This is a genomic window from Enterobacter cloacae complex sp. (genome assembly GCF_900322725.1).
GTDB classification, from domain to species: domain Bacteria; phylum Pseudomonadota; class Gammaproteobacteria; order Enterobacterales; family Enterobacteriaceae; genus Enterobacter; species Enterobacter quasihormaechei.
This window is the reverse complement of sequence record NZ_LT991957.1, coordinates 1,096,452-1,116,914: the sequence shown is the minus strand read 5'-3', so window position 1 is coordinate 1,116,914 and position 20,463 is coordinate 1,096,452. Positions and strand designations below refer to the sequence as shown.

General features: G+C 54.8%; 23 protein-coding genes. 12 read left to right on the top strand and 11 right to left on the bottom strand.

Annotation, left to right across the window (positions count from 1 at the left end; genetic code table 11):
- Nucleotides 1-10: 10 nt before the first annotated feature.
- A complete protein-coding gene (locus tag DBR02_RS05665) occupies nucleotides 11-400 on the bottom strand; it encodes a YdeI family stress tolerance OB fold protein (protein WP_063869470.1) in 390 nt (129 codons plus the stop codon).
- Between the two features lie 139 nt (nucleotides 401-539).
- On the opposite strand from DBR02_RS05665, the gene DBR02_RS05660 reads away from it, so the two are divergent.
- Genes DBR02_RS05660 through DBR02_RS05645 form a run of 4 tightly spaced genes read left to right on the top strand, consistent with a single transcriptional unit; the run spans nucleotide 540 to nucleotide 3,036 of the window.
- Nucleotides 540-1,043 (top strand): hypothetical protein, encoded by a 504-nt coding sequence (locus DBR02_RS05660; RefSeq protein ID WP_063869214.1) that lies wholly within the window; start codon nucleotides 540-542, stop codon nucleotides 1,041-1,043.
- A 9-nt stretch (nucleotides 1,044-1,052) separates the two neighbouring features.
- Entirely contained in the window at nucleotides 1,053-1,499 is a 447-nt protein-coding gene (locus DBR02_RS05655) for a DUF421 domain-containing protein (protein ID WP_107533673.1), read from the top strand.
- 15 nt (nucleotides 1,500-1,514) lie between these two features.
- Nucleotides 1,515-2,033, top strand: coding sequence for a 2-oxo-tetronate isomerase (locus DBR02_RS05650; protein WP_107533672.1), 519 nt, complete (start codon nucleotides 1,515-1,517; stop codon nucleotides 2,031-2,033).
- Between the two features lie 16 nt (nucleotides 2,034-2,049).
- Nucleotides 2,050-3,036: an SDR family oxidoreductase gene (locus DBR02_RS05645; RefSeq protein ID WP_107533671.1), complete on the top strand. Its 987-nt coding sequence runs from the start codon at nucleotides 2,050-2,052 to the stop codon at nucleotides 3,034-3,036.
- Here DBR02_RS05645 and DBR02_RS05640 read toward each other — a convergent pair whose 3' ends face one another.
- From DBR02_RS05640 to DBR02_RS05610, 7 genes are all read right to left on the bottom strand, one after another.
- Nucleotides 3,037-4,662, bottom strand: a complete 1,626-nt coding sequence (locus tag DBR02_RS05640; RefSeq protein ID WP_107533670.1) for an alpha-amylase family protein — start codon at nucleotides 4,660-4,662, stop codon at nucleotides 3,037-3,039.
- Between the two features lie 8 nt (nucleotides 4,663-4,670).
- Nucleotides 4,671-5,681: a cytochrome d ubiquinol oxidase subunit II gene (gene cydB, locus DBR02_RS05635; protein ID WP_063451967.1), complete on the bottom strand. Its 1,011-nt coding sequence runs from the start codon at nucleotides 5,679-5,681 to the stop codon at nucleotides 4,671-4,673.
- Nucleotides 5,681-7,084: a cytochrome ubiquinol oxidase subunit I gene (locus DBR02_RS05630; RefSeq protein WP_003862857.1), complete on the bottom strand. Its 1,404-nt coding sequence runs from the start codon at nucleotides 7,082-7,084 to the stop codon at nucleotides 5,681-5,683. Before DBR02_RS05630 ends, cydB begins: the two co-directional genes overlap by 1 nt.
- Nucleotides 7,085-7,154: 70 nt before the next feature.
- A complete protein-coding gene (locus tag DBR02_RS05625; RefSeq protein WP_063869221.1) occupies nucleotides 7,155-8,027 on the bottom strand; it encodes a manganese catalase family protein in 873 nt (290 codons plus the stop codon).
- Between the two features lie 17 nt (nucleotides 8,028-8,044).
- Nucleotides 8,045-8,551 (bottom strand): ferritin-like domain-containing protein, encoded by a 507-nt coding sequence (locus tag DBR02_RS05620; protein ID WP_107533669.1) that lies wholly within the window; start codon nucleotides 8,549-8,551, stop codon nucleotides 8,045-8,047.
- Nucleotides 8,552-8,614: 63 nt separating this feature from the next.
- Entirely contained in the window at nucleotides 8,615-9,112 is a 498-nt protein-coding gene (locus DBR02_RS05615) for a YciE/YciF ferroxidase family protein (protein ID WP_063451964.1), read from the bottom strand.
- Between the two features lie 90 nt (nucleotides 9,113-9,202).
- Nucleotides 9,203-9,391 (bottom strand): general stress protein, encoded by a 189-nt coding sequence (locus DBR02_RS05610; protein WP_022651794.1) that lies wholly within the window; start codon nucleotides 9,389-9,391, stop codon nucleotides 9,203-9,205.
- A gap of 453 nt (nucleotides 9,392-9,844) precedes the next feature.
- Here DBR02_RS05610 and yjdI point away from each other — a divergent pair, with 453 nt between their 5' ends.
- Both yjdI and DBR02_RS05600 read left to right on the top strand, forming a co-directional pair.
- Complete coding sequence (yjdI, locus tag DBR02_RS05605) at nucleotides 9,845-10,075, top strand: 4Fe-4S mono-cluster protein YjdI (RefSeq protein WP_003862849.1); 231 nt, start codon at nucleotides 9,845-9,847, stop codon at nucleotides 10,073-10,075.
- A 10-nt stretch (nucleotides 10,076-10,085) separates the two neighbouring features.
- Complete coding sequence (locus DBR02_RS05600) at nucleotides 10,086-10,358, top strand: GNAT family N-acetyltransferase (RefSeq protein ID WP_063451963.1); 273 nt, start codon at nucleotides 10,086-10,088, stop codon at nucleotides 10,356-10,358.
- A gap of 33 nt (nucleotides 10,359-10,391) precedes the next feature.
- On the opposite strand, the gene DBR02_RS05595 is transcribed toward DBR02_RS05600, so the two are convergent.
- Both DBR02_RS05595 and DBR02_RS05590 read right to left on the bottom strand, forming a co-directional pair.
- Entirely contained in the window at nucleotides 10,392-11,621 is a 1,230-nt protein-coding gene (locus DBR02_RS05595) for an amino acid permease (protein ID WP_107533668.1), read from the bottom strand.
- A gap of 116 nt (nucleotides 11,622-11,737) precedes the next feature.
- A complete protein-coding gene (locus tag DBR02_RS05590) occupies nucleotides 11,738-12,202 on the bottom strand; it encodes a multidrug/biocide efflux PACE transporter (protein ID WP_107533667.1) in 465 nt (154 codons plus the stop codon).
- Nucleotides 12,203-12,303: 101 nt separating this feature from the next.
- Between DBR02_RS05590 and DBR02_RS05585 the strand changes: the two genes are divergently transcribed.
- The 3 genes from DBR02_RS05585 (at nucleotide 12,304) to DBR02_RS05575 (ending at nucleotide 15,442) form a co-directional block, all read left to right on the top strand.
- Nucleotides 12,304-13,170, top strand: coding sequence for a LysR family transcriptional regulator (locus tag DBR02_RS05585; protein WP_063869227.1), 867 nt, complete (start codon nucleotides 12,304-12,306; stop codon nucleotides 13,168-13,170).
- A 92-nt stretch (nucleotides 13,171-13,262) separates the two neighbouring features.
- A complete protein-coding gene (locus DBR02_RS05580) occupies nucleotides 13,263-14,441 on the top strand; it encodes an acetyl-CoA C-acetyltransferase (RefSeq protein ID WP_063869230.1) in 1,179 nt (392 codons plus the stop codon).
- Between the two features lie 317 nt (nucleotides 14,442-14,758).
- Nucleotides 14,759-15,442 (top strand): oligogalacturonate-specific porin KdgM family protein, encoded by a 684-nt coding sequence (locus DBR02_RS05575; protein WP_107533666.1) that lies wholly within the window; start codon nucleotides 14,759-14,761, stop codon nucleotides 15,440-15,442.
- Nucleotides 15,443-15,579: 137 nt separating this feature from the next.
- On the opposite strand, the gene DBR02_RS05570 is transcribed toward DBR02_RS05575, so the two are convergent.
- Nucleotides 15,580-16,755, bottom strand: coding sequence for an oligogalacturonate lyase family protein (locus DBR02_RS05570; protein WP_107533665.1), 1,176 nt, complete (start codon nucleotides 16,753-16,755; stop codon nucleotides 15,580-15,582).
- 300 nt (nucleotides 16,756-17,055) lie between these two features.
- Between DBR02_RS05570 and kduI the strand changes: the two genes are divergently transcribed.
- The 3 genes from kduI (at nucleotide 17,056) to araE (ending at nucleotide 20,445) form a co-directional block, all read left to right on the top strand.
- The gene (gene kduI, locus DBR02_RS05565; protein ID WP_063451957.1) at nucleotides 17,056-17,892 is read left to right on the top strand and encodes a 5-dehydro-4-deoxy-D-glucuronate isomerase; all 837 of its coding nucleotides are present in this window, start codon (nucleotides 17,056-17,058) and stop codon (nucleotides 17,890-17,892) included.
- A gap of 63 nt (nucleotides 17,893-17,955) precedes the next feature.
- Nucleotides 17,956-18,717 carry a 2-dehydro-3-deoxy-D-gluconate 5-dehydrogenase KduD gene (gene kduD / locus DBR02_RS05560; protein WP_063451956.1) on the top strand — a complete coding sequence of 254 codons (762 nt, stop codon included), beginning with the start codon at nucleotides 17,956-17,958 and terminating at the stop codon, nucleotides 18,715-18,717.
- 312 nt (nucleotides 18,718-19,029) lie between these two features.
- Complete coding sequence (gene araE, locus DBR02_RS05555; RefSeq protein WP_063869238.1) at nucleotides 19,030-20,445, top strand: arabinose-proton symporter AraE; 1,416 nt, start codon at nucleotides 19,030-19,032, stop codon at nucleotides 20,443-20,445.
- Nucleotides 20,446-20,463 lie beyond the last annotated feature (18 nt).

Below are 20,463 nucleotides of genomic sequence, written 5' to 3'. Positions count from 1 at the left end.
CTTCGCTGAATTATTTTTGCAGGTGGCTGACCCGCACGACGGGTGGTGATGATTTTTTATCGAGCGAGCCGCTAATACTGATCATGTTGTCAGGCTCCACGGTTCTGTCATCAAATACGGCTTTCGGAATAACAACATCTATTTTCCCGGTTTTATCCTGGAATACGTATTTATCGTCCTTCCCGTCAATAAGGTTGCCGCGCAGTGAAATAGAGGCGCCGTCATGCATCTCTTTCGCCTGAGTTATCGTCATAATGCGCGCATCATCAGTACCACGATAACCGCTGTCCAGCGCATGCGGTGGCGGGGGCGCTTCACCCTTTTGTAACCCGCCGTTATTATCTGCCCATGCAGAAGGGATAATTAATATTAACAAAGCTGTAATGGCTGATAATTTCATCTGATATCCTTCATTTTGCATGTCTTGACTTATTAAGTATTGTTGCTATTCCTTTATGTGGCAAATGTGATAAGTCTTAAAAGCATTTGCGTAGAAAAATCATAAATTTCGGCAATTAAGCGAAACGGTGACGAAAGCCATGGAACCTGAAAATGAAAAAGTGCCCGGGATAAAAGAGAGTAATCGTTTACTGACGTTTGAGTATGCATTTCGTCAGGTTGGTTTTATTGTCCTGTTAGCTATTATCGTGGCCGCGATCGCCGGCCTGTTTTCCAGCGGTGCGCTCAGCGACGTGGAGAAAACAAACGAAGCAAAATCTCTGAATCTGAGCTATGAGCGCTTCGGCCGCCGCCAAACCGAATCGCGGATGGCGCTCACCTTCCCGGTAAAAGCTGAGGGCAAATACACCCTCAGCCTGACCAGCGAAAGCAGCGACGTGTATGAGCCAGGCAGCGTCTGGCCGCAGCCGGACAGCATGTACAGCCGTGGGAATACCCTGTTTCTTGTCTACGATAACTTAAAACAGAGCGATAAGTTCACCGTCTTGCTGTTCATCACGCCGACAAAAGCAGGGAAATGGACAAACAGTATCCGCGTAAACAACGAGCCAGAGATCCGCTTCTGGCAGTTTATTTACCCCTAGGAGTCGAATATGGACATGGTTTTTCGTGCCCTGGCAATATACCTGTTCTTGGTTATCGTGTTTAAAGTCGCCGGGCGGCGCGCCCTGCTGCAAATGACCAGCTTTGACCTTATTTTGCTCTTAATTATCAGTGAGGCGACACAGCAGGCGCTACTGGGCGAAGATTTTTCCGTTACCGGGGCGATGATTACAATAACAACGCTGGTGGTAGTGGATATTATTTTTGGCCTGATGAAAAAATATTCCTCCTCCGTTGAGAATGTTCTTGATGGCACGCCGGTGATATTGGTAGAGAATGGTGTTCCCATTGCGGATAAACTGAAAAAAGTCGATGTATCTTGCGATGATATATTGGTTTCAGCACGCCAGAATCACGGCGTAACGGATTTAAAAGATATTAAGTACGCAATCCTTGAGCGTAACGGCCATATTTCGATTATTCCTGAAGAAAATTAATTAAGGGGCACATCCATGAGCAACCTTATTCACGATAACAACACGACCATCAGCGAACTGACGAAAAAGCTCGCCACAACGCTCACAGACAGAGGGCTGCGTATGACCACGGCGGAGTCCTGTACCGGCGGTAATCTGGCGGTGGCGCTCTGTGCAGAAGAAAACACCGCAGAGTTTTATGACGTGGGCATGGTGGTATTCAGCGACGAAGCGAAGGAGCGGATCCTGGGCGTTAGCCACGACACGATTGAACGGTTCACCGCCGTCAGCGAGCAGACGGTGACCGAGATGGCTGCGAAAATTCGCGATATTGCCGAGGCGGATATCGGCGTTGCCATCAGCGGCTATGCGGGGCCGGAAGGCGGAGACGATGGCACCGCAGCCGGTACGGTCTGCTTCGGCTGGAATATTTGCGGGCAGACGGAAACCCGCACCGTGCTGTTCTCCGGGGAATGTCAGGATGTGGTGGAAAAAGCGGTGCGTTATTCGCTGTCTGAACTGATCGAAATACTTTCCGGCTGGGATAACGTCTGAAACAAGGGGAAAGGCTATGGCTGTCATCGTAATTACCGGCGGTACGGCGGGCGTGGGGAAAGCCACGGCGCTGCACTTTGCTAAAGCGGGCTACGACGTGGGCATTATTGCCCGCGATGAGCAGAGCCTGCGCTCCACGGAAGAGGAGTTACGCCGTTTCGGGATCAACGCGTGTGCCGTTCAGGCCGACGTGGCGGACAGCAAGGCGGTGACCGAGGCTGCCAACGAGATTGAGTACCGGCTAGGGGCCATTGACGTGTGGGTGAATAACGCCATGGGCGGGATGCTGGCGCCGTTTCGCACCATGTCCCCTGAGGAATTTCGCCGCGTCACCGAGGTGACCTATCTGGGCTATGTTAACGGCACCCGCGCCGCGCTGGAGTTAATGACGCCTCGTGACCGGGGGACGATTATTCAGGTTGGCTCCGCGCTGGCCTACCGCTCCATTCCCTTGCAGTCAGCCTACTGTGGGGCGAAGGCCGCGATCCGCGGGTTTACCGACGCCGTGCGCACCGAGCTGATGCATGAAAACAGCCGGGTGCAGATCGCCATGGTACAGATGCCGGGCCTCAACACGCCGCAGTTCGAGTGGGCGAGGAATAAATTTGCCTGGGCTATGCGACCGGTTCCCCCCGTGTTTCAGCCGGAAGTGGCTGCCAGCGCGATTTTCAAGGTAGCGCAAAAACCGGTGCGGGAGCTGTGGGTGGGCAGCAGCACGATCCAGTCAATTGTCGGGCAATTCCTTTTCCCCGGTTTTCTGGACCGGCTGATGGTCAAAAAAGCCTGGGAAGGACAGATGACCGATACGCTGAATGTGGACGATCGCCAGGACTATCTAGATCAGCCGGTTAACGATCTGCATAAAATCCACGGGCACTTCACCGACGAAGCAAAAGAGCGCGCCACCAGCGTCACCTCCGGCATGCCGGGGAAAGTGCTGCTCGGATCGCTTGCCGTCACGGGCGCGATCGTGGCTCGTCTGCTGCTCTCCCGGAGACGCTAATCAGCGCAACGCGGTACGATCGGTCCAGAACCAGCGGTAGCCGTAGCCGCTGAGGTTAAGCTCAACGGTTTTACCGCAAATCAGCGCGTCGTCGTAGCGTTTGTCCGCCAGGCAGGCGGTCCAGGTAGCGTGTCGGATCCCTCTGGCGGTAAAATTAACGGGCTTAGCGCTGAAGTTAACGAAGGTCAGGATGCTGCGCGTATCGGTTTCGTAATAGATCCCCAGCACCGCATCGCTGTCGATAGTGATGAGGCGAAACGGCGCGACGCCGATTTCAGGAAACTCGGAGCGCGTATTGGCGATGTCGATAATGCGGTGCAGAAGCGAGCTGCGGTGCAACAGGGAGTCCGCCACGTTGATTTTCTGGTAGCGGTACGGACCGTGGTCGATTATCGGGGCGATAAAGGTATCCGGGTCGGCATCTGAGAAGCCGCCGCCTTGCGATCCGGCCCACTGCATCGGAGTGCGAACGGCGTAACGCTCCTCCAGATCCAAATCATCCCCCATGCCAATCTCATCCCCGTAGCGCATGACCGGTACGCCCGGCAGCGAAAATAAGACCGCATGGCAAAAGGCCAGCCGCTTTCGATCGCCATTAAGCATCGGCGCCAGACGGCGGCGGATCCCACGCTGATACACGCTCATCTCCTCATCCGGGGCAAAGGCATCAACGACGGTCTGCTTCGCTTTTTTCCCTATCCCTTCCAGGTCCAGCTCATCATGATTGCGCAGCCAGTTGGCGAAACAGCAGGAGTCTGGCGGCACAATCATCTTCTTTACCGCGTTGCGCAGCGGTCGCGCGCTTTTCTCCGCAAGGCTGACGTAGAAGTACTTATTGAGCCAGAAATTCAGCACCAGATTCAGCCGATCGTTCTGCCCAAAATACGCTTTGTAGGCTTCGACCTCCACGTCGACTTCGCCGAGCAGGATCGCGTCCGGGTTACGCTGCTCGATAAGACGCCGCAGGTGTTCCAGGATCCACAGCCCGCGTTTTTCATCCCCACGCCCGGCCTGTTTTGTCAGGTGCGACGCCGCATCCAGACGAAAGCCCGACACCCCGAGCTTTAGCCAGAAGATGATGATGTTCTCAACTTCCTTCAGCACCGCAGGGGAAGCCAGATTAAGATCCGGCTCGTGGCGATAGAACATATGCCGGTAGTATTGCCCCGCCTCGTCGTCCCATGTCCAGACGCTCTTTTCCACGCCAGGGAACATTGGGGGCGTATCGTCCTCGTCCGTGTCGGACCAGAGGTAATAGTCCCGGTAGGGTGACTGCGGGTTGCGGCGGGCCTGCTGAAACCAGGGATGCGCATCCGAGGTATGCTGGATCAGCAGTTCAATAATGACCTTCATCCCCAGCTCCCGCGCCTGCTCAATGAAGGCGATAATATCGTTGAGCTTGCCGAAGCGGGGATCGACCTGCAAATGGTCGCTCACGTCATAGCCTTCATCGAGAAAAGGCGTGAGGTAAAACGGGGTGATCCAGATAACCGTCGCGCCCATCCGGCGAATGTAGCGCAGCTTCGCGGCGATCCCGGCGATGTCGCCGCAGCCATCGCCGTTAAGATCGTAAAACAGGGCGGTATCAATCTGGTAAATAATGGCGCGTGTATGCCAGCCTGCCATAGCAATCCTTAGTGATAACCTTCGGTATCAGACACTTTGCCCCGGAAGACGTAGTAGCTCCAGGCGGTGTAAACCAGGATCACCGGAACGATGAGCAGCGTGCCGATCAGCATAAACAGCTGGCTGGCAGGCGGCGCGGAGGCTTCCCACAGGGTAATGTGCGGCGGAATAATGTGTGGCCACAGGCTGATGCCCAGCCCGCTAAAGCCGAGAAAGATTAAGCCCAGCGTCAGCAGGAACGGGCGGGCGTGGCTGTCGGGATTGCGCGTCAGCCGCCAGATCCACAGGCTGAATACCGCCACCAGTACAGGGACCGGCAGGAACCAGAAGAAGTTGGGCAGAGTGAACCAACGCTCGGCGACAAACTGCCAGCCGAGTGGCGTCCAGATGCTCACCACCGCAATGACGGCGATCAGCGCCAGCAGCACGTGACGGGTCAGCTCGCGCATTCGGTTTTGCAGCGCCCCTTCGCTTTTCATGATTAGCCACGTAGTGGCCAGCAGGGTATAGGCGACAATTAAGCCCAGCCCGCAGAACAGGTTAAACGGCGTGAACCAGTCCAGCGAGGAACCGACAAAGCGTCGCCCTTCGACGTCAAAGCCGTTGATCATCGCGCCGACCACGATTCCCTGACTGAAGGTAGCGAGCAGGGAGCCGCCAGCAAAGGAGTAGTCCCAGAACTTGCGGTGGGAAGGGGTTGCCTTGAAGCGAAACTCAAACGCGACGCCGCGGAAAATCAGCCCGATCAGCATGGCCGTCAGCGGGATGGTCAGGGCATCGATAATCACCGCGTATGCCAGCGGGAACGCGCCGAACAGCCCCGCGCCGCCGAGAACCAGCCAGGTTTCATTTCCGTCCCAGACCGGGGCGACGCTGTTCACCATCACGTCGCGCTCTTTGGCATCTCCCACAAAGCTGAACAGCATGCCGATACCGAGATCGAAGCCGTCCATGATGATGTACATCAGCGTGGCGAAGACAATAATGGCAAACCAGATGACCGGGATATCGACGCCCATCAGATTTTCTCCTCTTCCGGAACGGACTCGGCGGCGGACAGCGGACGGGCAGGGGTGCCCGACGTGTTAGACGTCAGCGTGCCGACAGGCTGTGGCCCTTTCTTAATTAACCGGGCGAGATACACATAGCCCACGCCAAACACCGAACAGTAAACCACGATAAAGGCCAGCAGGCTGATGCTCATCTGCAACGTGCTGTGCAGAGACACCGCATCTATCGTGCGCAGATAGCCGTAGACGACCCACGGCTGACGGCCCACCTCGGTGGTGACCCATCCGGCGAGCAGCGCGAGCAGTCCGGCTGGCCCCATGCAGAGGGCAAACCAGTGGAATGGCCGGGAGTGGTAAAGCCGACGGCGATAGCGCAGCCAGACGCTCAGCACGCCAAGCGTAATCATCAGCAGGCCCATGCCGACCATAATGCGGAAGGACCAGAAGACGATGAGCGAGTTCGGACGGTCCTCTTTCGGGAAATCTTTCAGCGCAGGCACCTGTTTATCCAGGCTGTGCGTCAGGATCAGGCTGCCGAGGGCCGGAATTTCAAGCCCGTATTTGGTGCGCTCCTCTTCCATATCCGGTACGCCAAACAGCAGCAGCGGGGTGGCCTCGCCCGGCGGATTTTCCCAGTGGCCTTCAATCGCGGCGATTTTGGCCGGCTGATGCTCAAGCGTATTCAGCCCGTGCATATCTCCGACTACAGCCTGAATGGGCGCGACCAGCAGCGCCATCCACATGGCCATGGAGAACATCTTGCGGATCGCGGGCGTATCGTTACCGCGCAGGAGATGCCACGCCCCGGACGCGCCCACAAACAAGGCGCTGCACAGGAAGGCGGCAATGGACATATGGATCAGGCGGTAAGGGAAAGAGGGGTTAAAGATGATGGCCAGCCAGTCTTCGGGAATAACCTGTCCGTTCTGGATACTGAAGCCCTGCGGGGTGTGCATCCAGCTGTTGGAGGCGAGGATCCAGAAGGTGGACATCAGCGTGCCCAGCGCCACCATGCAGGTGGCAAAGAAGTGCAGGCCGGGGCCAACCTTGTTCCAGCCGAACAGCATCACGCCCAGGAAACCGGCTTCCAGGAAGAAGGCAGTTAAAACTTCATAGGTGAGAAGGGGGCCGGTTATGCTGCCCGCGAACTGGGAAAAGCCGCTCCAGTTAGTGCCAAACTGGTAAGCCATCACCAGCCCGGAAACCACGCCCATGCCAAAGTTGACGGCGAAAATCTTTAGCCAGAAATGGTATAGCGAGCGCCAGACATCGTTTTTTGTGCGAAGCCACATGCCTTCGAGTACCACCAGATAGCTCGCAAGCCCGATGGTGATCGCAGGGAAGAGAATATGAAAAGAGACGGTAAAGGCGAACTGGATCCTGGCCAGATGAAACGCATCGAGCTCGAACATGCTCCGTACCTCTGGAACTGATAGCGCACATGGTATTGCCAGGCAGCCTCAGGCGGCCTGGCAAAACCGGTTACGGTTTTTTCTTACCCGCACCAAGCTCGGCGCCGGTAAGCGGATCGGCATCAGGATCGGATTTCGTGCGCGCGCACATCGCTTTGACCAGCGTGGCCTGCTCTGTTGTGAGCGTCACGCTTGCGCCACCGTCACCACCATCGACCGCTGGCTGAGGAGATTCCACGTAGTCGAAGTGCTTATCGCTGTTCCAGCTGCCGCGAACTTCTCCCCCCTCAGACATATTGTAGTACTTGTTGGTGTACTCTTCGATTGGCGGCAGTTTACCCGGTGGGAAATTGTTACGGATCGACTGGAGTGCCTTCTCAAACGAGAGCTGGTGCGCTGCCTCACGCGTCATTAGAAACGCCAGCGCATCTTTAACACCCGGATCGTCCGTTACGTTAATCAACCGCTCGTAGATAATCTTGGCGCGCGCCTCTGCCGCTATGTTAGAGCGCAGGTCGGCTGTGGGTTCGCCAATGGTATCTACATAGGCTGCCGTCCAGGGCACGCCCGCGGAGTTGGTCAGCGGCGTGCCGCCACCGTAGAGCAGGGAGGTGATATGACTGTCGTTGCCGTTCTCGGTCATGGACCGGTACAGCTCCGCTTCATTTTCAACGCCTTCCGCCAGCTCACCTTTCGCACCCTTATTCAGCATACCCACCAGGGTGCCGATAATTTCCAGGTGGCTTAACTCCTCGGTCGCGATATCCATCAGCATATCTTTACGACCAGGATCGTCGTCGCTCAGTCCCTGCGTAAAGTAACGACATGCCGCGGCAAGTTCGCCCTGTGGCCCGCCAAACTGCTCAAGCAGCAGGTTGGCCAGGCCCGGATTCGGTTCGGCTACGCGGACCGTGTATTGCAGCTGTTTTACGTGTCGAAACATAGGTTCTCCCTCTTCCGTTATTTTTTCGCTTCAACGCCGTCCGCGTCGGAACGCAGCAGGAACTGTTCCGTCGTCTGAGGGATATGTTGAATCAGCCAGTCCGCCATCTGGCGCTCTTCTTCCAGAATGGACTCAATGGCAGGAATGGAGGCGGTATCGCCCGCTTTCCTGGCCGCAGCCAGCAGGGAGGTGTAGCAGGCAATTTCAAACTGCTCAAAAACGTAGCCGCTGATAGAGCCTTTAACAATTTCATCGGAAGGGAACATGCCGCCAATGGACTGGCCGAGTGCCGCCATTTTGCTCATAGAGTCTTTGATGACCGAACGGGAAATATCGTTGCGGTCGAGAATTTCTTCCAGCACGGTAATTTGATGTTTAGTCTCATTAACGTGTTGTTCAATTCGTGCACGTAAGTCGGGATAATTATCAATACGGCTGGCCATTGATTCCAGCATTGATTCGGCTTGCTTTTCCATCGCATGGGCATCGCGTAGCCAATCATGGTAGTGTTCTACATGATTCATAATTAACTCCTGGTAGTTTATATTCTGGTTAATTTTTGGTGCTGATGCTCATCAAATTAGTATTTATCCTTTCTGGGCTTTTTGATTAATATTGCCGACAGCCAGATCGGTTAATTTGAGATCGGTTTCTTTTTCTTCTTCCAGCGTTTCGGCAAGAAGTTTAACGGCTTTTTTATAGCCTAATTGTTCTGCCAGGGTGGCCAGGGTGCCGTAGCTGGCAATTTCGTAGTGCTCGACTTTCTGCGCAGCGGCAATTAAGGCGGCATCACGAACTTCATTTTTCTCTGTGCTCTCAATCACTTCGTTGGCTTCTTCAATTAAGCCTTCCATCGCAACGCATTTCATGCGCTTGAGCTTGAGGCCAGATTCCTGCTCAATAATCTGATCGATACGTTCGATCTGTCCCTGCGTCTCTTCGAGGTGAGCCGTGAACGCGGCGCTCAGCTTCTCGCTGGATGCGGCGCGGGCTAATTTGCTTAGCGCGCGGGTCAGCTGCTTCTCAGCGCTGTAGGTGTCGGATAACAGGTGTATAAATACATCTTCAACACTTTTCATATTCATATATTCGCTCCAGTGAAATAAAGGGAAGGTACTGCGAGCCGACGGGCCCGCAGCATGCTCTCGGTATATTTATAAGAGCTTTAAATAAGATCAGGAGTTGTCAGATTTACGGCCTCCGCCGTGACTGTTCTGTCCCCCTTTCTTACCCGCTTCAGATGCGCGTTGCGGATCGTTTTTGAAATTACCGCCGCTGTGCTGGCCGCCTTTACGTCCAGCTTCTGATGCTTTCTCACGGTCTTCAGCGAAATTACCGGAACCACCACGATGTTGCTCTGCCATATATCAACCCTCATGTTGCGTTTATGTCAGGAGATACGATAAGTAATTCGTATCAGTTGTCGTTCAGGAATTAACATTAGTCGTTATGTGAGAAGAGTCAAATTTCCTGTCTGGGTTGTTTTGCACTATTTCCAGAGGGTCGGGGAAAATACCGCTTCGTTATGGCTTTTGAAAATCGGAAGTAAATCCATTGCTTAGAGGGAAATAACTTGTGTCGTTAGGAATCCGCTTAGCTAATTATCTTAATGTGAACGCGGCGAGAATTATTACAAGAATTGACGTAGCGCAATAATATATCTTGCTGACCAGCGTCTTTTTATTCGGAATAGTCTTAAGTGAGGAGCGAAATAACGAGTCGAAAACAACGTGTCCGATCGTCGTTTTTGACGTGGTCAGCCGGAACGGGTGAGGGTATGCTGCATTTGTCACCACAATAATTACAGAGGCAATGTCATGGATCAGGAGCTACTGGATGCGGGATACCGGGCCTACACCGGTGAGAAAATCGATGTCTACTTCAACACCGGGATCTGCAAACACTCGGGCAACTGCGTGCGCGGCAGCGCGGCGCTGTTCGACCTGAAGCGTAAACCGTGGATCGCACCGGATGAAGTGGATGCAGAAACTGTCGTACGCGTAATTGATACCTGCCCGAGCGGTGCGCTGAAGTACCGCCAAAAATAAGCGAGGAACCATGGATATTCTTGAAGGCCATAACAAGTTTTACGTCAACGACGCCGAAGGCAATCAGGTGGCGGAGATCGTCTTTGTCCCGACCGGCGAGCATTTGAGTATTATCGAGCACACCGATGTGGATCCGAGCCTGAAAGGGCAGGGTGTGGGTAAGCAGCTGGTGGCAAAAGTGGTGGAGAAGATGCGCGGCGAGAGCCGTAAAATTATCCCGCTGTGCCCGTTTGCGAAGCATGAATTTGATAACACGCGGGAGTATGACGATATTCGGGCGTAAAACCGATGCCCGGCATTGCGCCGGGCAGCGTATTCAACCGACAAACATCACCGACACGCACAGCACGCCAACAATCAGCGTCAGCAGGTTGCCGATGGAGCGGTACGGTTTTAGCGACGGGATCAGGTACGTCGACAGCGTCGGCATGATGAACAGGATCATGGCGATAAGCGGACCGCTGATGGCGTAAATCATCGAGATCGCGTTCGGATTGATGCAGCAGACCGCAAAGGTAATCAACGACACGCCAAGAATGGAAATAGCGCGGTTAAAGGCGCGGCTTTTCTTAACCCCCACCTGATTCAGCGACGACCTCACAATCTCCGTTGCCCCTTCAATCACGCCAAAATAGGTGCCGAGGAACGATTTCGACATCGCAATAATCGCCACGATAATGCCGGAAATGCCCAGCCATGCCGGGGACGAAGGCATCATCGACAGCGCGGACAGGATTGTCACCCCTTCCTCTTTTGCCGCCACGATATAGGACGGTGGAATCGAAAGCAGGCAGCTGAAGACAAAGAACAGCACGCTAAGGCAGATGATCAGGTACGCCACTTTCATGATTTTTTTGCATTTACCCATGGCCTCTTCACCGTATTTCTCGCGACGGTCTACGGCAAACGTCGAGATAATCGGGGTATGGCTAAAGGCGAAAACCATCACCGGTATGGAAATCCACACCTGATGCAGCGTGTGCCGATCGACGGCCATCTGGCTGGTCAGCAGCGACGGCTGCCAGCTGCCCGTCAGGTACAGCGAGACAAACAGGAAATAGGCAATCAGCGGGAAGACCAGGAATCCCATTACCTTAATGGTAATGTGCCGCCCCATCAGGAAAATGAGGTTCAGGATCAGCACCACGCCAAAACTCACCAGCATCCGCACGCCGGTATCCACCGTCATCCGTTTCGCCAGCTGCTCAGTGAGCGAGTTGGTTATCGCCACCGCGTAAATCAGCACCACCACAAAGAAGGCCACAAAATAGAGCGTGGTGATCAGGTTGCCGATCTTTTTACCGTAATAATGGGTTACGGCACCGGTGATCCCTTCGCTGCCTTTCGTTTTCGATGACAGGATGAACTGCGCCAGCGCCTTGTGCGGCCAGTAGGTTAAGGGATACGCCACAAGGGCGGTGATCAGCAGGACAATCGCGCCAGCAGAGCCGAGCTGAATGGGCAAGAACAGGGTTCCTGCGCCCACGGCAGTGCCGTAGAGGGCGAAACTCCAGAGAGTCTCTTCTTTTGACCAAATTTTCGACATTAGAGCAACGTATCAACTATAAAACGAACAAAAAGGAGTGCAATTTACCATAATTATGCGTTGAGGTCGCCGTTGCTTCGCAGGTGAAGGGCCGGAGAACGCCTCCGACCCGAGGATCAATCGCTTGCCAGCGCGCGTCGCTGCTGGCGGCGCTTGATGATTTTCTCCCGCAGAGTGTCGTACGCCCAGTTGTAGAGCATGGTGTACGGCAGGAAGAACATGAAGAAACCAATTTCCAGCGTGAATGCCTGAAGCAGCGTCACTCCGAGCACGGCGGCAACGATGGTCACACCAATCACGATAAAGCCGCATTCAAAACCCAGCGCATGCAGGGCGCGCACTTTCGCCGTGCGCTTCACCCGCTGTACGGGCCAGAAACGGTCGAAGCCAAAGTTGTAGATAATGTTCCAGAGCATTGCCGTGGTCGCCAGAATAATGGTGAGCCCACCCATTTCCAGCACCGAGCGCTGCATGAGCCACGCGGCCGTCGGGGCGAGGATCGCCGTAGCAATACCTTCAAAACAGACGGCGTGGAAGATCCGCTCCGGCAATTTACGTTGGAGTGCATCCTGATGTTGCATAGTTACCTCATGAATTCGCCAGCAGGGGCGTGAATGACGCCTATTCTTATCGCTTAAGGTGATATATAAAAGATGGTATCCATCGATAAAGTAGATACATCATGCGCTATTCTCCTGAAGCTTTGACCGCGTTTGTTGAAACCGTCGCCGCTGGTTCGTTTTCCGCTGCGGCCCGACGGCTGCGCAAAAGCCAGTCCACCATCAGCACCTCCATCGCCAACCTTGAAGCTGACCTGGGGTTTGAGCTGTTCGACCGTTCGGCGCGTCACCCGGTGTTAACCGCCCAGGGTGAACAGGTGCTGGGCTATGTCCAGTCGATCCTCGCCGCCAGCGCGCGCCTCGACGAGCTGGCCGTATCCTTAACGGCGCAAACGGAGGCGCGTTTTACCTTTGTTCTCTCCGATACGCTCAACCCGGCCGTGCTGGAAGAGATGATGAGCCAGTTCGACCGGCGTTTTCCGCACACGGAATTCGAGTGTCTGATTGGGGAAGAGGAAGACGTGATTGACCTGCTGCAAAAGGAGAGGGCGCAAATTGGCCTGACGGAAGCGCGCGACAGCTACCCGACCGATATTGGCGCGACCCGTCTGCCCGTGCAAACGCGGATGGCCATCTACGTCTCTGCCGGACATCCTCTGGCTGCGCAGCATGAGACGCAGGCGGACGAGCTGCACGGCTGGCGCGAGCTGCGGCTGAGTACCTATCTCGAACGGGAAGCCACCCTTGCGCGTGGGCCGGTCTGGTCCGCGCCGAATTACCTGTTACTGTTGAGCATGGCGGTACAGGGCTTTGGCTGGTGCGCGTTGCCCTGCGCGCTGGTGGATGAGTTTGCCGCATCGAAATCGCTGGTTCAACTGAACGTGCCGGGCTGGCCGAGGTCGATTGCTATCGATCTGTTATGGAACAAACGAACCCCGCCCGGCGTCGCCGGAAGCTGGCTGCGCCAGTACTTGCAGGACGCACGCTAATCCTGTGACTAAACTCACTAATTTTAAACATTTGCGTCAATTGTTGATAACAATCCTCTACTATCGTCATGTCATTTTGCACAGAGGTCGTGATGAAAGATGTCGTTATAGTGGGTGCGTTACGTACGGCTATCGGCTGTTTTCAGGGAGCGCTTGCGCGTCACTCTGCGGTTGATCTTGGCAGCGTGGTGGTAAAAGCGCTGGTGGAACGCAGCGGGATTGCCGCACATGAAATTGATGAGGTGATCCTGGGCCAGGTGCTGACCGCGGGCGCGGGACAAAACCCTGCGCGTCAGGCGGCGCTGAAGGGCGGCCTGCCTAACACCGTTTCGGCGATCACCATCAACGACGTCTGTGGTTCAGGTCTGAAGGCGCTCCATCTTGCGACGCAGGCCATCCAGTGCGGTGAAGCGGACGTGGTCATTGCCGGCGGGCAGGAGAACATGAGCCGCGCTCCGCACGTGCTGACCGACAGCCGGACCGGCGCGCAGCTCGGAAACAGCCAGCTGCTCGACAGTCTGGTTCACGACGGGCTGTGGGACGCCTTTAACGATTACCACATGGGCGTGACGGCGGAGAACCTGGCGCGGGAATACGGTATCAGCCGCGAGCTTCAGGACGCGTATGCCCTCAGCTCGCAGCAAAAAGCGCGCGCGGCGATCGATTCCGGCCGCTTTCGCGATGAAATTGTCCCGGTCAGCACCCTGCGCCAGAACGGCGAAGCGCTCATCGTTGATACCGACGAGCAGCCGCGCACCGATGCCAGCGCGGAAGGGCTGGCAAAACTCGATCCCGCCTTCGAAACGCTGGGTTCTGTGACGGCAGGCAACGCCTCTTCCATCAACGACGGTGCGGCGGCGGTAATGATGATGAGTGAAAGCAAAGCCCAGGAGCTGGATCTGCCGGTGCTGGCGCGCATCAAGGCGTTTGCCAGCGTGGGCGTTGATCCGGCGTTAATGGGGATTGCGCCGGTCTATGCCACGCGCCGCTGTCTGGAGCGGGCGGGCTGGCAGCTGAGCGACGTGGATCTGATTGAAGTCAACGAAGCCTTTGCTGCACAGGCAATCTCGGTCGGGAAAATGCTGGAATGGGATCCGCTGCGGGTCAACGTTAACGGCGGGGCGATCGCACTGGGTCATCCCATTGGCGCTTCTGGCTGCCGTATTCTGGTGTCTTTAGTCCACGAAATGAAAAAGCGTAACGCCCGAAAAGGAATTGCAACCCTCTGCATTGGCGGAGGGCAAGGGGTGGCGCTGGCTATCGAACGGTAATTTCCCTCTCTGCACACAGCAAGCCTCCCTACGGGAGGTTTTTTTATTCCGCTGAATCCTTTTTTAACACATTTGCGTTCTTTCTTAAGCCCGTAATATTCATTGCGCGGTTAATTATTCGCATTGCGAAGTGCTTTGTGTGATCTCACTCCTGGAATTTACGCGTAATACGCCTTTTTTGTTGATGGGGTTCACGTCGATCTTTGCCAAAAAAAATGAAACAAATAATTTCGATCTTTGTCACTAAAATAACGGTGCATAAAAAATAAACTCAAGTTTCATAAAAACGAAACAATATTTTAATTGAGGATTTATTCATGTTTAAAAAATCTCTGGTCCTTGCCTCTTTTATTTCCAGCACGTTTGCGGCCCACGCTGTGACCGTCGATCTGCGTCACGAATATATCGACAGCGGCTCGAATGCCGACCGTGTTGCCGTCTCGCATCGCTTTGATAATGGCTTCGGTTTTTCCGTTGAAGCGAAGTGGAAATCCGGCGGTGACAAGGCGGATCAGCCTTTTGCCGACGTGGTAGGGAACGGTCATGAAGATCAGATTAGCTGGCGCTGGAAAGCGACGGACAATATCGCCCTGACCCCTGCGTTTACGATTGAAAGTACAGACAGCCGCACCATTTATAAACCGAATCTGCATGTGCAATATAGCTTCGATAATGGCTTCTACGTCGCCGCGCGTTACCGTTACGAATATACCCGCTACCCGTCAAGCTCAAATAAGGACGATGATAAAGTTAACCGTGGTGATGCGTGGGTCGGTTGGGTATTAGGTGACTGGCGTACCGAGCTGAATTATGTTTACGCGAAAAGCGCTGAAGGGATGGCCCGAAATAACAATAAAGATTATTCCAACGAATATAACGCCAAGCTGGCCTATAAATGGGATAAAAACTGGGCGCCGTATGTTGAGGTGGGTAACGTGGGGGTTAAAGAGACCGACGAACGACAGACCCGCTTCCGTGCAGGCGTGGCGTATTCCTTCTGATAATCCACCTTCCTCGCTAAAAACCGCCGGGTGGCGCTTACGCTTACCCGGCCTACAACTCTGATAATCCACCTTCTTCGCAAAAAAAAGCCCTCCGAATCGGAGGGCAAGGCCAGTTACAGAAACACTTACTCAAGTCAGGCATGCAACATTTCAGGTTGCTCGGGGAGTTTCGCGATATAGAGGGCCGGTTTGCCGTCTTTATCGGAACTGTACAGCACCGCTTTTTCGTCCGGCGTAAAGGACGGATGCGGGTGGGTTACCTGGCGGCTGTTCGCCACCGTAGCCCAGGAGGTGTCGTGACGGGCGATGCGGAAAAACGCTTTCTTCGCCACGTCAAAGGCATACAGATAAGGATCGTTATCAATGGTGTAGCCGCTGGTGTCTTTCACATCGACAGGCGTGCCGGAACCGTCGCCGACGAGCAGGGTGCCGTCAAAATTGCTCATCAGGTGCGAGCAGGCGGGCATATTCATTACCGCTTCATTAATGCCGGTGTCCGGGTTGAAGCGGGAGATGGTGCGGCCCTGCTGGCCCTTCAGATAAGAGACGTAGATCAGCGCGGAGCCGTCCGGCACCCAAAATTCATGCGTACAGCTTTCACCTTCCGCGTGCGTTTTCACTTTCCGCACGTTGCTGCCGTCTTCGTTGACCAGCCACATGCGGGCGTCAACCAGGTCGTGCGGCCCTTCATGGCAGAAGGCCACGGTATTGTCATCGAACGGACGATAAATAGGATGCCCCAGCCAGATCTTCTCGTCATGAATGGTGGTGCTTTCACCCGTTTTCAGATCAACGCGCAGCAGGCGGCAGTGCGGCCCTTTGTGGAAAAAGTCGTGAAAAATTTTCCAGTCGTTGAGCGGGGTCCAGTCTCGTTTTGCAATTTCAATGCCCACCAGCCTGGTGCAGTCGCTGTTCGCAACCCAGGTACCGTAGCCGACCCACTCTTCCGGGACGCGGTACACTTCACGCTCCGCCAGCGTCTGTAAATCCACCTCCAGCAGGGTGCGATCGTTCTTCACATAGTAGAAGGATTTATCGTCCGGGGAGAGGAAGCCGCCAAAGGTGTTATCCCCCGCACCTTCAGTTAACTGCACCGCTTCGGCGTTTTTCAGGTCCAGCAGGTAATAGTTCCAGTGACCGTCGAACTCCCCGGCGAACAGCAGATGGCTGCCATCGTTAAAGAAGCACTTCTGGTAAAAGTAGTTGCGATGACAGGTTACTTCCGGTGGGGTCAGGCGGGTGACTTCCACGCCTGTATCCGGATCGCGGCTGACCTCGTAGTTCAGCTTGACCCGCATACCTTTAGCCATAATGCACTCCTTTGAACGCGTATTGTGGGTTGAAAACTGGGTGTTAAATTATCAAAACAATGTTTCATTGTGTGTGACTGACAGCGCAATTTATCAGTTTCATGGATAAGAAGACCGTCCTGATAGATTTATCGTGATCGAAACACCATTTTCGGCATAAACATGCAGAAAAAATGAAACGATGTTTTAAATGCAATTGAAAACCACTGTGGCAGGGGATAATATGTGCTCATCACGAAAACGGAACGTTGTTTCGTTAATTATCTTTGCCTTCGGGCACGATCCATTCTGGAGGTTGATGTGGAAGTAAGACAAAGCATCCACAGCGCGCACGCAAAAACGCTGGATACCCAGGGGCTGCGCGGTGAGTTTTTAGTTGAGCAGGTGTTCGAAGCCGATAAGTACACCATGGTCTACAGCCATATTGACCGCATTATTGTGGGCGGGATTATGCCGGTGGCGAACACCGTCTCCGTGGGCGGTGAAGTGGGTAAACAGCTGGGCGTGAGCTACTTCCTTGAACGCCGCGAGCTGGGCGTGATTAACATCGGCGGGCCGGGCACCATTACCGTCGATGGTCAGTGCTACGAGATCGGCCACCGCGACGCGCTGTACGTCGGTAAAGGCGCAAAAGAAGTGGTCTTTGCCAGCGTCGACGCCAGCAAACCGGCGAAGTTCTACTACAACTGCGCCCCGGCACACACCCACTACCCAACCAAAAAAGTGACGCCTGCGGACGTTTCCCCGGTGACCCTTGGCGATAACCTCACCAGCAACCGTCGCACCATCAACAAATACTTCGTTCCGGACGTGCTGGAAACCTGCCAGTTGAGCATGGGGCTGACCGAGCTTGCGCCGGGCAACCTCTGGAACACCATGCCGTGCCATACCCACGAGCGCCGCATGGAAGTCTACTTCTATTTCAACATGGATGAAGATGCCTGCGTGTTCCACATGATGGGACAGCCGCAGGAGACGCGCCATATCGTTATGCATAACGAGCAGGCGGTCATTTCGCCGAGCTGGTCTATCCACTCTGGCGTGGGGACGAAAGCTTATACCTTCATCTGGGGTATGGTCGGTGAAAACCAGGTCTTCGATGATATGGACCACGTCGCTGTTAAGGATCTGCGCTAGCCGCAGGCAGTTAAGCATAAATCTGCCTGTTGGTGACAGGCGCTGAACGATTAAGGAACAAACATGATTCTGGATGCATTTTCTCTGCAAGGTAAAGTGGCTGTCGTTTCCGGTTGTGATACCGGGCTGGGGCAGGGTATGGCGTTAGGCCTGGCGGAAGCGGGCTGTGATATCGTCGGGATTAACATCGTTGAGCCAACGGAAACCATCGAGCGCGTCACCGCGCTGGGCCGTCGTTTCCTGAGCCTGACCGCTGACCTGCGCAAAATCGACGGGATCCCTGAGCTGCTGGATCGCGCGGTGGCGGAGTTTGGTCATATCGATATTCTGGTTAACAACGCGGGCCTGATCCGTCGTGAAGACGCGATTAACTTCAGCGAAACGGACTGGGACGACGTCATGAACCTGAACATCAAGAGCGTGTTCTTTATGTCCCAGGCGGCGGCGAAGCACTTCATCGCGCAGGGTAAAGGCGGCAAAATCATCAATATCGCGTCGATGCTCTCCTTCCAGGGCGGCATCCGCGTGCCGTCTTACACCGCATCGAAGAGCGCGGTGATGGGCGTGACCCGTCTGCTGGCAAACGAGTGGGCGCAGCACAACATCAACGTCAACGCGATTGCGCCGGGCTACATGGCCACCAACAATACCCAGCAGCTGCGTGCGGATGAAGAGCGCAGCGCGGCAATCCTGGAGCGTATTCCAGCGGGTCGCTGGGGTCTGCCGAGCGATCTGATGGGGCCGGTTGTATTCCTTGCGTCCCCGGCATCGGATTACATTAACGGCTACACCGTTGCCGTCGACGGCGGCTGGCTGGCACGTTAATTCATCCTGAATAAAGAACCTCTTCCCTCGGGCAGAGGTTTTTTTTGCGCCAAAATTGCCTTTATCCATATCCTTAAAGATGAAAAATCCATACTGAAAAGGAATGGATGACGGGTATCACACATTTATTGCTTAGATATTAACTAATTAATAAAAAATAAGGATAAATCGCCCTGATTTGAAATTGTAATGTCCATCACAGATCGGTATGTCGTAGCGAAAAAATCCATATCTTCACCAGTTCCGACCTGACACTTTCTTTCGGTATCTCGTAATTTCACTTAACGAATTTCGCTGTTGAGGCAGGAAACTATGACATCTATAAATGACTCTACCCTTATGCCCGCTGCGTTGCGCGATACCCGACGCATGAACCAGTTTGTTTCTGTTGCGGCAGCCGTCGCCGGTTTATTGTTTGGCCTGGATATCGGCGTTATCGCCGGCGCGCTGCCCTTTATTACCGATCACTTTACGTTAAGTAATCGCCTGCAAGAGTGGGTGGTGAGCAGCATGATGCTGGGCGCGGCCATCGGCGCGCTCTTTAACGGCTGGCTGTCATTCCGTCTCGGGCGCAAATACAGCCTGATGGTTGGGGCGATCCTGTTCGTTGCCGGCTCCATTGGTTCGGCGTTCGCCACCAACGTTGAAGTGCTGCTGCTGTCCCGCGTGCTGCTGGGCGTCGCGGTGGGTATCGCCTCCTACACCGCGCCGCTTTATCTCTCGGAAATGGCGAGCGAAAACGTGCGCGGGAAGATGATCAGCATGTACCAGCTGATGGTAACGCTCGGTATCGTGCTGGCGTTTCTGTCGGATACGTACTTCAGCTACAGCGGTAACTGGCGGGCAATGCTTGGCGTGCTGGCGCTGCCCGCGTTGCTGCTGATTGTGTTAGTCATTTTCCTGCCGAACAGCCCGCGCTGGCTGGCGCAAAAAGGACGCCACGTGGAGGCGGAAGAGGTGCTGCGCATGCTGCGCGACACGTCTGAAAAAGCCCGTGAAGAGCTAAACGAAATCCGCGAAAGCCTGAAGCTGAAGCAGGGCGGCTGGTCCCTCTTTAAGGCTAACCGCAACGTGCGCCGCGCGGTGTTCCTCGGCATGCTGTTGCAGGCGATGCAGCAGTTTACGGGGATGAACATCATCATGTATTACGCCCCGCGTATCTTCAAAATGGCCGGTTTTACCACGACCGAACAGCAGATGATCGCCACGCTGGTGGTAGGGCTGACCTTTATGTTCGCGACCTTTATCGCGGTGTTCACCGTCGATAAAGCCGGACGCAAACCGGCGCTGAAAATTGGCTTTAGCGTGATGGCGCTCGGCACCCTGATCCTCGGCTACTGCCTGATGCAGTTCGATAACGGCACGGCGTCAAGCGGCCTCTCCTGGCTCTCCGTGGGCATGACCATGATGTGCATCGCGGGTTACGCAATGAGCGCCGCGCCGGTGGTGTGGATCCTGTGCTCGGAAATTCAGCCGCTGAAATGCCGCGACTTTGGGATCACCTGTTCCACCACCACTAACTGGGTGTCGAACATGATCATTGGCGCGACCTTCCTGACGCTGCTGGATGCAATTGGCGCGGCAGGTACCTTCTGGCTTTATACGGTACTAAACGTGGCGTTTATCGGGGTGACCTTCTGGCTGATCCCGGAAACCAAAGGCGTGACCCTGGAACATATTGAACGCAAGCTGATGAAAGGGGAGAAATTACGTAATATCGGCGTGTAATGTAAATTGCCGGGTGGC